This is a genomic window from Streptomyces sp. NPDC034043, assembly GCF_055575675.1.
Map to the genome: position 1 here is coordinate 130,339 of NZ_JBVISF010000005.1, position 12,428 is coordinate 142,766.

The 12,428-nt window shown below is 71.7% G+C and carries 10 protein-coding genes; 6 read left to right on the forward strand and 4 right to left on the reverse strand.

The annotated features are described in order from the left end of the window. Positions 1 to 10: 10 nt before the first annotated feature. Positions 11 to 1,021 carry a hypothetical protein gene (locus tag ACZ51S_RS14410; RefSeq protein ID WP_468960883.1) on the forward strand — a complete coding sequence of 337 codons (1,011 nt, stop codon included), beginning with the start codon at positions 11 to 13 and terminating at the stop codon, positions 1,019 to 1,021. Positions 1,022 to 1,040: 19 nt separating this feature from the next. Here ACZ51S_RS14410 and ACZ51S_RS14415 read toward each other — a convergent pair whose 3' ends face one another. Both ACZ51S_RS14415 and ACZ51S_RS14420 read right to left on the reverse strand, forming a co-directional pair. Further along, complete coding sequence (locus tag ACZ51S_RS14415) at positions 1,041 to 4,202, reverse strand: DEAD/DEAH box helicase (RefSeq protein ID WP_468960884.1); 3,162 nt, start codon at positions 4,200 to 4,202, stop codon at positions 1,041 to 1,043. Between the two features lie 127 nt (positions 4,203 to 4,329). Continuing rightward, complete coding sequence (locus tag ACZ51S_RS14420) at positions 4,330 to 5,331, reverse strand: SEC-C metal-binding domain-containing protein (RefSeq protein WP_468475035.1); 1,002 nt, start codon at positions 5,329 to 5,331, stop codon at positions 4,330 to 4,332. Positions 5,332 to 5,405: 74 nt separating this feature from the next. On the opposite strand from ACZ51S_RS14420, the gene ACZ51S_RS14425 reads away from it, so the two are divergent. The 4 genes from ACZ51S_RS14425 to ACZ51S_RS14440 all read left to right on the forward strand — a co-directional run bounded on the left by ACZ51S_RS14425 (position 5,406) and on the right by ACZ51S_RS14440 (position 8,424). After that, the gene (locus ACZ51S_RS14425; RefSeq protein ID WP_468960888.1) at positions 5,406 to 6,245 is read left to right on the forward strand and encodes a class E sortase; all 840 of its coding nucleotides are present in this window, start codon (positions 5,406 to 5,408) and stop codon (positions 6,243 to 6,245) included. A 74-nt stretch (positions 6,246 to 6,319) separates the two neighbouring features. Continuing rightward, positions 6,320 to 6,667 carry a DUF6412 domain-containing protein gene (locus tag ACZ51S_RS14430; RefSeq protein WP_468960890.1) on the forward strand — a complete coding sequence of 116 codons (348 nt, stop codon included), beginning with the start codon at positions 6,320 to 6,322 and terminating at the stop codon, positions 6,665 to 6,667. Between the two features lie 110 nt (positions 6,668 to 6,777). Beyond that, positions 6,778 to 7,425, forward strand: coding sequence for a YidC/Oxa1 family membrane protein insertase (locus ACZ51S_RS14435; protein WP_468960893.1), 648 nt, complete (start codon positions 6,778 to 6,780; stop codon positions 7,423 to 7,425). Positions 7,426 to 7,566: 141 nt separating this feature from the next. After that, positions 7,567 to 8,424: a fumarylacetoacetate hydrolase family protein gene (locus ACZ51S_RS14440; RefSeq protein ID WP_468802075.1), complete on the forward strand. Its 858-nt coding sequence runs from the start codon at positions 7,567 to 7,569 to the stop codon at positions 8,422 to 8,424. Positions 8,425 to 8,518: 94 nt separating this feature from the next. Here the strand turns inward: ACZ51S_RS14440 and ACZ51S_RS14445 are convergent, their stop codons facing one another. Both ACZ51S_RS14445 and ACZ51S_RS14450 read right to left on the reverse strand, forming a co-directional pair. Further along, the gene (locus tag ACZ51S_RS14445; RefSeq protein WP_468960896.1) at positions 8,519 to 9,730 is read right to left on the reverse strand and encodes an ALF repeat-containing protein; all 1,212 of its coding nucleotides are present in this window, start codon (positions 9,728 to 9,730) and stop codon (positions 8,519 to 8,521) included. Positions 9,731 to 9,824: 94 nt separating this feature from the next. Then, complete coding sequence (locus ACZ51S_RS14450) at positions 9,825 to 10,955, reverse strand: Gfo/Idh/MocA family oxidoreductase (RefSeq protein ID WP_468802073.1); 1,131 nt, start codon at positions 10,953 to 10,955, stop codon at positions 9,825 to 9,827. A 55-nt stretch (positions 10,956 to 11,010) separates the two neighbouring features. Between ACZ51S_RS14450 and ACZ51S_RS14455 the strand changes: the two genes are divergently transcribed. Further along, a complete protein-coding gene (locus ACZ51S_RS14455; RefSeq protein ID WP_468802072.1) occupies positions 11,011 to 12,123 on the forward strand; it encodes an ROK family transcriptional regulator in 1,113 nt (370 codons plus the stop codon). Positions 12,124 to 12,428 lie beyond the last annotated feature (305 nt).

Genomic DNA, 12,428 nt, shown 5'->3' on the forward strand with positions numbered 1-12,428 from the left:
TACCCGGGCCATGATCACGCCCGGAGCAGCCAAAGTGGCCCGCCGCCAGCTCGGCCTCGCCACCCGCCACCAGCTCATCACCACCGCCGGGATCCCCGACGGCACCGTCACCTCCCGCACCCGCCCCGGCGGCCCCTGGCAACGCCTGCTGCCCCGGGTCTACCTGCTCCAGACGGGCCCGCCCGACCACCGCCAACGCGCCCTGGCCGCGGTCCTCTACGCCGCCGAACCGGACGCGGACCCGCTCTCCGGCGCGACCGCCGCCCTCACCGGAGCCGCCGCCCTCGCCCTCCTCGGAATCCGCGACACCCCGCCCGCCCCGGCCGACGTACTGATCCGCGCCCCGCGCCGGCTCACCGGCACCCCGGAGGTCCGGCCCCTGACGACCTCCCGCTGGCCGCCCACCATGACCGTCGCGGGCGTCCCCAGCGCCCGCCCGGTCCGCGCGGCCGCCGACTTCGCCGCCCGCCCCGGACCCGACGCGCACCCCGACCGCGTCCGCTCGGTCCTGGCCCAGGTCGTCCAGGCCGGCTGGTGCCACCCGCACGACCTCCACGCCGAACTCCGCGCCTCCCGCCTCCTGGCCCGCCCCGCCGTCCGCGCCGCCGCGGCGGAACTCCTGGCCGGGGTCCGCTCGGTGGCCGAAGCCCGGGCCCGCGACGCCCTCACCGGCACCGACCTCCCGACCCCGCTGTGGAACGCCCGCCTCTACACCCCGGACGGCACCTTCCTGGCCACCCCGGACGCCTACTGGCCCGACGAGGGCGTGGCCCTGGAGGTCGACTCCGCGGAGTACCACTACACCCGCGACGCCTGGCACGCCACCCTCCGCCGCCGCCTGCGCCTGGAGTCCCACGGCATCCTGGTCGTCAGCGCGACCCCGTCGATGATCCGCGACACCCCGGACCAGGTCCTCGGGGCCCTCCGCACCCTCCTCACCCTGACCGCAACCCGCCCCACCCCCCCAACGGCCAGGGCCCGGGGCCACCAACAGCTCACGCTGTTCCCGGAAGGGGGGTGATGACTCTGTTCATACTGGCCTAGTTGGCGATGGCGGAGTACGACCACACGTCGGCCGGCATCTCGTGATGGAGGCGCCATTCGATCGCCATCGGCTTGCTACCTGAGTGGCGGACGTAGTCGGCGGGCCCGAGCAGCATCCATGCCTGCGGGCCGCCGATGTCCGTACTTTTGAAGCGCCGGACGAAGAGCAGAACATGCGAACCGTTCTGGACGTGCCTCTGGTAACGGACCCCGGTGGGGGAGATTTCAGAGGTCTGGTTCTGTGACTCCCAGTGGAACAGGACCTCGTTCATCGCATAATCCTTGTATCGAGTCTGCGGCGAAAAGTCCTTCTCATCCTTTTCTAGGGTGATCAGCAGTGCGTCGGTCTGGATGCTCTTGCACCACCTCACCCCCTCTCGGAAGTGGCCCGGCATGAAGCCGCCGATCACGGACTCGCCCAGCGCCGGCAGGATCTCCTCCCGGCTGTACGACGCGTGGACCGACAGCGGCAGCGACGCCTGCTCGCCGGTCAGGGGCAGGGCCATGTGGTCAGCCTGGTCCAGGCAGTGGGCGAGCACCTGGCGCAGCTCGTCACGGAAGGCTCGCTGAGGCTTGAGGGAGGCGAATGCCTCCTGGTAGCTCGAGAATGCGCCGCCCTGCGGCCACAACGAGAAGAAGAGCATGCGGGCGTAGGCTTGCCCGCGTTCATCGAGATCCTCATATGCGGGGGCATGGTCTTCAAGGAGTGCGGTGTAGGCCTGCACCCGCGCCTGATCGTCTACGTGGAGGAACGCGGAGACGCGTTTGAGGAGGGAATCCTCACCCTGCGGTGCCGCCGCGCTCAGCAACCCGGCCCTGCGCAGCAAGCCGGTCCACGAGTTTCCGTTGCCTCGGTAGATCTGCTTGATCTCCCGGCCGCTCTCCCGGAGGTAGGCGGAGATCCTTGACTCGCGGTATGCGGCGACTTCCCGGGCAAGCTGAGTGACGTTGACGTTTATCTGGTTACGGATGTTGGCGAGGATGGTTTCCTTGGCTTTTTGCTCAAGGATGATGTGGCAGCCTGATGGCAAGTGAGGGAAGTCGCGCTCGATGCTATTGAGCAGCCGATTGCGCGTCAGGTTCGTCAGTGCTCGGAACTGCTCTTCGAAACGGAACTCCTTGCGGTGCTGCCCGATGAAGTCGAGGACGGTCAAGACCGGCTTGTTCTCGCTGCGCCGCAGCCCACGTCCCAGCTGCTGCAGAAACACGGTGGCACTGGAGGTTGGGCGGAGGAGCAGGAGGGTGTCCACATCCGGGACGTCAAGTCCCTCATTGAAGAGGTCGACGGAGAATATGATGTTTAGTTTTCCTGCCCGAAGGTTATCGAGCGCCGCCTTGCGCTCAGGGCGCGGCGTTTCGCCCGACAGTGCAACGGCCTGGAACCCCGCCTGGTTGAAGAAGTCTGCCATGAAATGGGCGTGCGCCACCGAAACGCAAAACCCGAGAGCGCGCATGGATTCCGGAGATCCATGCTTTTCCTGAAGCGCTCGGATGACGAGGCGGGCCCGTGTCTGATTGCCAGTGAAGACCTTGCTGAGCGCGGCAGTGTCGTAGTCCCCCCGCTTCCAGGTTACGGCGCTCATGTCAGTGTTGTCGCTGATGCCGAAGTAGTGGAAGGGGCAGAGGAGGTCGTTCTCGAGGGCCTCCCACAGCCTCATCTCGGCGGCGATTCGACCTTCGAAGAACTCGTCTTGGATGGTGAGTCCGTCCATGCGCTCCGGTGTGGCCGTAAGGCCCAGAAGCTCGAGGGGTTTGAAGTGATCGATGATCCTGCGGTAGGTCGGTGAGGTGCCGTGGTGAAACTCGTCGATGACGATGGCATCGAAATGGTTGGCCGGGAGGCGATCCAGTGTCCGTTCAGTCAATGACTGAACGCTGGCGAACACGTGGTTCCAGTCTTGCGGGATCTCGCCGCTGTAGAGCAGCTCGCCGAAGTTGGCGTCATCGAGGACGCTTTGATAAGTGCGTAGTGACTGGTCGAGTATTTCTTTCCGGTGTGCGACGAACAGGAGCCGCAGCTTACGGCCCAGTTTGGTTTGTAGTTGCTTGAAGTCGAGAGCTGCCATCACGGTCTTTCCGGTGCCGGTAGCAGCGACCAGTAGATTGCGATGACGATCGTGCACCGTGCGCTCCACCTCAAGGCGCTCCAGCATGTCGCGCTGGTGTGGGAAGGGGTGCACCTCCAGGCCTGAGAGGCTGATCGCGCGCGCAGCGTTGATGCCGCCTGAGCTGCCCGCGATCTTCAGTGCTTCATCCAGCCGCTGGGCATCGCGATCGGGGTCGTACGACTCGAAGGCCCGCTCGCTCCAGTAGGCGTCGAATGTCGCTTCGAACTTGCGCAATACGTCCGGGGTGGCGATTCCGGAGAGGCGGACATTCCATTCCAGGCCGTCGAGCAGTGCCGCTTTGGAGAGGTTGGAACTGCCGACGTAGGCGGTGTCGAAGCGTGAATGCCGGCGAAACAGCCACGCCTTGGCGTGGAGGCGCGTCGACCGGAGCTCGTAGTTGATCTTCACTTTGGCGTTGAACTCGCGCACCAGCCGGTCCAGGGCGCGGCGCTCGGTAGCCCCGATGTACGTGGTGGTGATGACGCGGATGGGAACGTCGCGCTCAGCGGCCGCCTTCAGGGGCTTCTCGAGGATGCGCAGCCCGGTCCACTTCACGAAGGCGCACAGGAGGTCGATCCGGTCGGCCGTGGCGAGCTCCGCACGCAACTCGGCTCCGAGGCTCGGATCCTCCGGAGAGTTGGTGATGAGCGCAGTGTCGGAGAAGGGGGTCGACGGACGAACGATGTAAGGGTCCGCTGCCGCTGCGGGTTCGCCTACGGCACGATCCGTCACGGCCAGCAGCTGGCGCGGCCCGTCGGCGATGGGGACCGCCCACTCCTGAGCGCCGTCGTAGGTGCGCAAGGAGTGGAGGATTTCGTTGGCTGCGCGGACCCGGTCCTCAGCCGGCAGCTTCTTCAACACCTGCCCGACGGCGTGGGCCACGTGCCGCGTCAGAATGTGCTGAGACGAGTCACCGCTGACTTGGCCGTCTATGACGACGGCTCCTGCGGCGATGAGCTCCTGTAGCTGTTCCTCCAGTGCAGTCGTGATCAGCGTTTCATGTGCGCCGATCACTGGCTTCGGGGCACTCGGGTGGACACCTGAAGACACGGAACCTCCACTTGCAAATGGATCATCGCCACGTCGGTTGTAGCAAGCACAACCGACAACAGCCGCCGCAATATGACGTGCTGCCGCATGAGGAGGTGACTATCCGGTCAGATGTTGGCCGATTCGGTCATCGTTCCTCGCCGTGGCACTCCGTGTACGGCTTGCCCGAGGTGCACCAGCAGGGGGCCGTGGGGGTGGGGGGCCAGGGGGTGGCTTTGCCTCGGGCGGCCAGGGTGGTGGCGTATTCCGCCAGGAGCGACGGGGAGGCCGGGGAGGTCTTCTCCGAGGCCGCGAAGGCTTCGTACGAGGGGACGCTGCCCGTCACGATGCCGAGGTTGGTGGTGCCCGAGGCGGCCAGGGTGCGGAGGGAGGATTCCACCGCCGCGAGGTGGGCGTCGTGGGAGGGGTACTCCGCGCCGAGGGTGGGGTAGCTCGTGAGGAGCTCGGCCAGTTCGCGCTGGGGCCAGTGGAGGATCGCCACAGGGAAGGGGCGGGACAGGGCGGCGCGGCGGTCGCCGAGTTCGGCGCGCAGGCGGGCGATCTCGGCGCGGAGTTCGGCCGGGTCGTCGGAGCCCAGGGCCCAGATGCGCTTCGGGTCGTGGAGTTCGTCCAGCGGGATCGGGCCGATGTGGCGGGTGTCGGCCACCATGTCCCAGTCGTCGTGCGGGAGCGCCAGGAGCCGGCGTACCCGGTGCCGGCCCGTGAGGAGGGCCGTGGTGGCCCGGGTGAGGGGGGCGGACTCCGGGATCAGGAGGGTCGCCGCCTCGGTGAAGCACTCGTGCGCGGCCTCCAGCTCGTCGTGGGCCTCCAGGGCCTCCGCGATGACCTCCCACGGCGCCGGGTCGGTCGGGCCGGCCGCGCGGATGCCGGAGATCAGGGCGCGGGCCTCGGCCTCGTGCCCGTACTCCCAGAGGTTCGCGGCCTGGAGGGCCTTGATCAGGTGGGGGTCGGCGGGGGAGGCGGAGAGGAGTTGGTCGTAGAGGGCGCTCGCGCGCTCCCGGGCGTCGGCCAGTTCGAGGTGGGCCGCGGCCTGGAGGAGCAAGGGCTCCTGGTCCTCGGGGTAGCGGGTCGCCGTGCGGATGAGGCGCTCGGCTTCGGCGATGTGCTCGGCAGGCGTATCGGGGCGCATGGTTCACACCGTACTGCTGCTGGTCAGTTGAGGGGGGAGGTCTTAGGGTGCGGCCCGTGCGGGATGGCGTGCGGGTGGTGGTTCAGGGGGGCGGCCGGCGGGAGCGCCGGGCCGGTCTGGCGCGGCTGCTGTGGGTGGCCGCCGAGGTGATCACCACCGTGGGTGTGGTGGTGGCGCTGCTGGTCGTGCACCAGGTGTGGTGGACCAACCGGCAGGCCGCGGCCGCCGCGCGGGAACAGGTCCGGGCCCTGGAGGAGGGGTGGGCCGGGTCCGGGGCCGTCGCGGGCGGGGGTGGGGATCCAGTGGCCGTCGAGGGGGAATCGAGCGTTCCTTCTCCTTCCGGGGCGCCGCCCGTGCCGGATCCGGGGGCGGCTCCCTCTGCCGCGCCGCCCTCCGTGCGTCCCCCCGTACGTCCCCCCGTGGGGCCCGCGCCGGCGGGGGGTGCGGGGCCGGCGCGCGACGAGGCGTACGCGGTGCTGCGGATCCCGCGGCTCGGCCTGGCCGTGCCGGTCGCGGAGGGGGTCGGCAAGCGGGCCGTGCTGGACAAGGGGTACGCCGGGCACTACCCGGGGACGGCGCAGCCCGGCGCGCGGGGGAACTTCGCGCTGGCCGGGCACCGGAACACGCACGGGGAGCCGTTCCGGTACGTGAACCGGCTGCGGGACGGGGACGAGCTGTTCGTCGACGTGCGGGGGCGGCGGTACGTGTACGTGGTGGGGAAGGTGCTGGGGGAGACGACCGCGGGTGACGTGGGGGTCATCGCGCCGGTGCCGCGGAGCGGGGTGAAGCCCGGTTACGGGTACGAGGCGGCGGGCTCCTACATCACGCTGACCACGTGCACGCCCGAGTACTCCTCCACGTACCGGCTGGTGGTGTGGGGGACCCTCAAGAGCGTTGTCAGTGCGGGCCGTTAGTATCGGTCGTGCGTTCCCGTTTCCGATGCGGGTCCGCTCCGATCGCTGGTGTCGAGGGAATCGAGGGGGTGGGGATGGTGCTGGTGCGGCGGGTCCGTGCGTGCTTCTCCTCTTCCTCCTCCGTGGTGTCCTCCTCGCGGGTGTTCCGGCTGCTCGTGGCGCTGCTGGTGCTCGGCGGGTTCCTGGGGCTGGTGTCCGGGGACGCCGGGCTGGCCGCCGGTGTGGTCGTGCTGGCCGCCGCCGTCGCCGTCGGGGCCGCCGCGCTCGCCGCGTGCCTCGTGCGGCCTGTGCCGCCGCACCGAATACGTACCGCGATCCGTGATCGCGAGCAGCGCACGGCGTTCCTGCCGCAGCGCGATCCCGATGCCTCGGGCCGGTCGCGGCCCAGGGCGCCCGGCCGTCTCGTCCTGACGGCCGCGTAGGGGCGCGCAGTGCTTCCTGCCTTCTGACCGATCGCTGATGTCGCCCCTCGCGGGTCGTCACGCCGAAATGCACCTTTTCGACGTTTGACGAGACCCCTCGGAGGGCCCGCGTGTCCGTTTTCGCTGATCTTGTTGTCGAGCTGGGCCGGCTCCTGGAGCCGGTGCTGGCCGAGTCCGCGACCGCTGCCGCGATCGTGCTGTTCACCGTCTTCGTGCGGCTGGCCCTGTACCCGCTGGGCCGTGCCGCGTTCCGGGCGGCGACCCCTGCGGCCGGCTGCCTGCCGATGCTCCTGCAGCTGCCGGTGTTCTTCCTGATGTACCAGGCCTTCTCCTCGGGCGGTGAGCTGCTCGGGCACCGGCTCTTCGGCGCGCCGCTCGGCACCCGCTGGACCGGGGCGCTGGAGGAGGGCGGGCCGTTCGGGGCGCAGGGGCTGGTGTTCCTCGGCCTGTTCGCGGCGATCGCTGTCGTGGCCGCGTGGAGCGCGGTGCGGGGGCGGCGCGCCGCCGCGGCCGCGCCGGCGCCTGAACTGCCTGCCGGGAAGGGAGCGGGCGGCCAGGCCGCGGTGAGCGCCGAGCAGCTGGCGGCGATGCGCAAGCTGGGCGGCGTACTGCCCCTGCTGTCGTTCGGGACGCTGGTCACGGCGGCGGTGGTCCCGCTGGCCGCCGGGCTGTACCTGCTGACGACCACCGCCTGGTCGGTCGGGGAGCGGGCCTGGCTCCAGCACCGCAAGGACGGAGCAGCGCGTTCCAGTCTGTGAACAGGGTCTTGCGGATGGGGCGGGCATCTTGGAGGATCAGCCAATCCTCCGATGGCCGCAACCCATCGGCCGGCCCGTGCCGCGTGCCCGCTCCACCGGCATGCCCATGGGCCGACCACCCACGACCACGGGAGAATGCCCATGAAGCTGCTGCGTGTCGGACCCGTCGGGTCGGAGCGCCCCGCGCTCCTCGACCAGGACGGCACCCTGCGGGACCTGTCCGGTCTGATCACGGATGTGGACGGCGCCCTGCTGTCCGACGAGTCCGTGCTGTCCCGGGTGCGGGAGGCCGCGGCGGGCGGCGAGCTGCCGGTCCTGGACGCCGAAGGGCTGAGGATCGGCCCGCCGGTCGGCCGCATCGGCAAGGTCGTGGGCATCGGGCTGAACTACTTCGGGCACGCGGCCGAGATCGGCGCGGAGCCGCCGGCCGAGCCGATCCTGTTCCTGAAGGCCGCGGACACCGTGGTCGGCCCCGACGACACCGTGCTCATCCCGCGCGGCAGCGTGAAGACCGACTGGGAGGCCGAGCTCGGCGTCGTCATCGGCAGCACCGCCCGCTACCTGCGCTCCGCCGCTGAGGGCCTCGCGCACGTCGGCGGCTACACGCTGGTCAACGACGTGTCGGAGCGCGAGTTCCAGATCGAGCGCGGCGGTACCTGGGACAAGGGCAAGAACTGCGAGACCTTCACCCCGCTCGGGCCCTGGCTGGTCACGGCCGACGAGGTCCCGGACCCGCAGGTCCTGGACGTCAGGCTGTGGGTCAACGGCGAGCTGAAGCAGGACGGCAACACCTCGGACCAGATCTTCCCGGTCGGCGAGGTCGTGCGGTACCTGAGCCAGTTCATGACCCTGTACCCCGGTGACGTCATCGTCACCGGCACCCCGGCCGGTGTGGCCATGGGCCAGCCGGAGCCGAAGCCGTACCTGCGGGCCGGTGACGTCGTGGAGCTGGAGATCGAGAGGCTCGGGCGGCAGCGCCAGGAGTTCAAGAGCGCGTAGGGCGCTTTGGAGCGCGTAGGGCGTGAGTGCGGGGAGGGGCGGGCTGCCGGTGGCAGCCCGCCCCTCCCCGCGCCCGTGTGCGTGACGGTGCCGGTCAGCTCTCGGCCGAGGCGCGGCGGCGGCGGTTGGCGACCACGAGGCCGGCGCCCGCGGCGAGCGCCGCGGCGCCGGTGCCGGCGATCCACGTCTCCGAGCCGGCGCCCGTGCTGGCGAGCGAGCCGGAGCCGGAGCCGCCCGCCGGGGTGACGTTGCCGTTGCCGCCGGTGCCCTTGGCGGCGGCCGGCTGGACCCCGCCGGTGGTGCCGGTGCCGGAACCGGTGCCGGTGCCCGTGCCCGCGTTGCCCGAGCCGCCGGTGTTACCGGTGTTGCCGGTGTGACCCGCAGCCTGGTCCTTGGCCCGCGCCACGTGCTGGCCGGTCTTCAGGAACGCGGCACGGTCCTCGGCGGTGCCCTTGAGGGCGGCGAGAGCGGCCTTCTTCAGCTCGGGGCCGGCGCCGTTCACCATCCTCGAGATGTCGACCCGGTTGTCGTCGTCGCGCAGCACGTGCTGCCCGTTCTGCACGAACTCGCGCAGCTGCTCCGGGGTCGCGTTGCCCTCGAGGAGCTTGATGATCCCCTCCTTCAGGCCCGGTCCGGCGCCGTTCAGCATCGAGAACAGCGCGACCCGGTCGTCCACGGCGCGGATCTTGTGCTGGCCGGTGGCGACGAACTCGCGGATCTGCTCGCGCGTGCCGTTGCTCAGCAGGTTGTTGACGGTCTGGGTGATGCCCCTGCCCGCGCCGTTCAGCATGCGCACCATCTCGACGCGGTCGTCCTGGAGACGGGCCGCGTGCTGGCCTTCCTGCAGGAACGCGGTGATCGATGCGCGGGTGTTCACGCGCAGCGCCTCGCGCGCGGCCTCGCGTACGGACCTGCCGCCCGCCTCGCTGATCTGGACGACCCGCACGCGGTCGTCCTCGAGCTGCTCCTGGGCCAGCTCGACCGCCAGGAAGCGCTGCATGTCCGCGGCCGTGCCCTTGAGTGCCTTCTCGGCCGCCTCGCGCACGCCGCGACCGCTCGCCGGGTCCTTCAGGATCTGCTCGATCTCGGCCCGGTCCTTCGCGGCCTCCGGGCTCTCGGACGGGGTCTTCTCCGGCGTCGTCGCCGGGGCCTGCGCGGGCTTCGCGGCCTGCGGCTCCTGGTCGGGCGCGGTCGGCGACGACGGGGCGGCCGACGAGGAGTCAGCGGCGAAGGCGGGCGAGGCGAGCAGGACGGCCGGGGCGATCGCGGCGGTCGCCACGACGGACGCGATCCGGGGCAGCTTCACAGGCAGGTTTCCATTTCTTCACATGTGTGATGATCGGCAGCCTGCAGGATAGATCGTAATTCGGTGCTCAATGCATCGATTTTCCGACAAGGGGTCATGGGGTCAGGCGTCGCATCTCCACGGCCACCCCGTCGCGGGAGGACCTGCGGGCCGCCTCCAGCACCGCCAGGCAGTGCGCCGCCTCCTCGGCCGTCACCGGCGCCGGACCGCCCGTGCGCAGGGCCGCCGCGACCGCCGCGTAGTAGGCGGGGTAGTCGCCCGGGACCGTCGGCACCGGGAGGCCGCCGCCCGTCAGCGGCGACTCGCCGGAGCCCAGCCGCCCCCACAGGTGCTCGGGTTCCTCGCCCCACGGCTGCTCCCCGGCGCCCGGCCGAAGGCCCTCGCGCAGGGCGGCCTCCTGGGGGTCCAGGCCGTACTTGACGTAGCCGGCGCGCGAGCCGAGTACGCGGAACCGCGGGCCGAGCTGGGCCGCGGTCGCGCTGACGTAGAGGTGGGAGCGGACCCCGTTCGCGTGCGTGATCGCGATGAAGGTGTCGTCGTCGGCCTCGGCGGCCGGGCGGCGCACGTCGGTCTCCGCGTAGACGCGTACCGCCGGGCCGAACAGGACCAGCGCCTGGTCCACGACGTGGCTGCCGAGGTCGTACAGCAGGCCGCCGATCTCCTCCGGGGCTCCGGACTCGCGCCAGCCGCCCTTGAGCTGCGGACGCCAGCGCTCGTAGCGGGATTCGAAGCGCTGGACCTCGCCGAGCTCGCCGTCGGCGAGGAGGCGGCGCAGGGTGAGGAAGTCGTTGTCCCAGCGGCGGTTCTGGAAGACGGAGAGGAAGGTGCCGGTGCGCTCCGCGAGGTCGGCCAGTTCGTACGCCTCGGCGGCGGTGGCGGCGAGCGGCTTGTCCACGACCACGGGGATGCCGGCGGTGAGGGCGGCCGTGGCGAAGGGGACGTGGGTCCTGTTGGGGGAGGCGACGACGACCAGGTCCGGGGCGTCGGGCCGCTGCCACAGCTCGTCGGCGGAGGCGGCGATGCGGACGCCCGGGTAGGCCTCGCGGGCCTGGGCCTGCCGGCCGGGGTCGGAGGTGACGACCGTGTCGAGGAGGAGGCCGTCGGTCGCGGACACGAGCGGGGCGTGGAAGACGGAGCCGGCGAGTCCGTAACCGATGACGGCGACGCGCAGCGGGGCGGCGGAGGCCGGGGCCGGGGAGGAGGGGGAGTCGGAGGAGGCGTTCATGGGACCACTTTGGCAACAGTGTTGCGTAAGTGCAAGGAGGGTGGACAATGGCCGGGTGAACAGGGGTGACGGGGACGGCGAGAACGGCACCGCCGACGGCGGCGGGCGGGCCGGGGTGAACCTGCCCGCGCTGCGCGGGCACAACGAGGCGCTGCTGCTGGACCTGCTGCGCGCCGCGGGGGCGCCGGGGCTGGGGCGGGCGCAGCTCGCCGCCCGGACGGGGCTCACCCCGCAGGCCGTCAGCAAGATCACCGCCAGGCTGGCGGCGGAGGGTCTGGTGGCCGAGGCCGGACGCGGCGCCTCCACCGGCGGCAAGCCGCGCACGCTGCTGCGGCTGGTGCCCGGTGCCCGGCACGCGGTGGGGGTCCACCTGGACCGCGACGAGCTGAGCGCCGTCCGGGTCGACCTGGCGGGCGGCGTGGTCGCGCGGTGGAGCGGGCCGCTGGACTTCGGGGCCGGCCCCGAACTGGTGGTGGATTCGGTCGTACGAGCCGTCGCGCGGGTTTCCGGCGAGCCCGGAGCGGCACCGCCGCTGCTCGGGGTGGGTGCCGCAGCGCCGGGCCCGCTGGACTGGCGCAGCGGGGTGCTCGGGAGGGTGACGGGGTTCCCGGACTGGGCGGGGTACCCGTTGCGGGAGGTACTGACGGGGCGGCTGGGGTTGCCCGTGGTGCTGGACAAGGACACCAACGCCGGGGTCGCGGCGGGGGCTCCGGGCGGGCCCGGCTCGGGCACCTCCGTGTACCTCCACGTCGGCACCGGGCTCGGGGCGGGGCTCCGGCTGGACGGGGCGGTGCACCGGGGCGCGCGCTCGGCGGCGGGGGAGTTCGGCCACCAGGTGCTGCGGCTGGACGGCCCGCCCTGCCGGTGCGGGGGGCGCGGCTGCCTCGAGGCGCTCTGCCTGGCGGCGGTGGCCCGGGGCGACCTGGCGGAGGCGGCACGGATCCTGGGGGAGGGTGCGGCGAACCTGGCCGCGCTGCTGGACGTGGACCGGATCCTGCTCGGCGGGCGCGTCGTGGACGCGGACCCGGAGCCCTTCGTGGACGGGGTCCGCGCGGCGCTGGCCTCCCGCGTCGTGCTGGAGCACCCCCCGTCGGTCGCACGCGCCCCGGCCGGGGTGGCGGAGGGCGCGGCGGCCCTGGTCCGCGGCCGCGTCTTCGGCTGGACCTGACCGGCGCCGCGGTGGCCCTGGCCGGGCGGGGTGCGGGTGCCCTGGCCGGGCGGGGTACGGGTGGCCCCGGCGGGCCGTCGCCCTGACCCGGAAGGCGCGGGGCGGAGTCGGCCGGGCCCTTCCGGGCGACGGGGCCGGGGACCGGCCCCTTGGCCGGGGTCCGCCGCCGGGAGCGCGCGGCCACGGCGGCGTTGGGTAATGCCCCTCCCCGCCCTTCCCCCGTTCCCCGGGACTCCGCCCCGGACCCCGACCCTCTCGGGCTGTGCCCGACCCTCTCGGGCTGTGCCCGGATCCCCGGGCTGTAC

Coding starts and splice junctions, on each gene's coding strand:
- ACZ51S_RS14410 (WP_468960883.1), top strand. CDS start 11: ATGATCACGCCCGGAGCAGCCAAAGTGGCCCGCCGCCAGCTCGGCCTC.
- ACZ51S_RS14420 (WP_468475035.1), bottom strand. CDS start 5,331: ATGCGCCCCGATACGCCTGCCGAGCACATCGCCGAAGCCGAGCGCCTC.
- ACZ51S_RS14430 (WP_468960890.1), top strand. CDS start 6,320: ATGGTGCTGGTGCGGCGGGTCCGTGCGTGCTTCTCCTCTTCCTCCTCC.
- ACZ51S_RS14440 (WP_468802075.1), top strand. CDS start 7,567: ATGAAGCTGCTGCGTGTCGGACCCGTCGGGTCGGAGCGCCCCGCGCTC.
- ACZ51S_RS14450 (WP_468802073.1), bottom strand. CDS start 10,955: ATGAACGCCTCCTCCGACTCCCCCTCCTCCCCGGCCCCGGCCTCCGCC.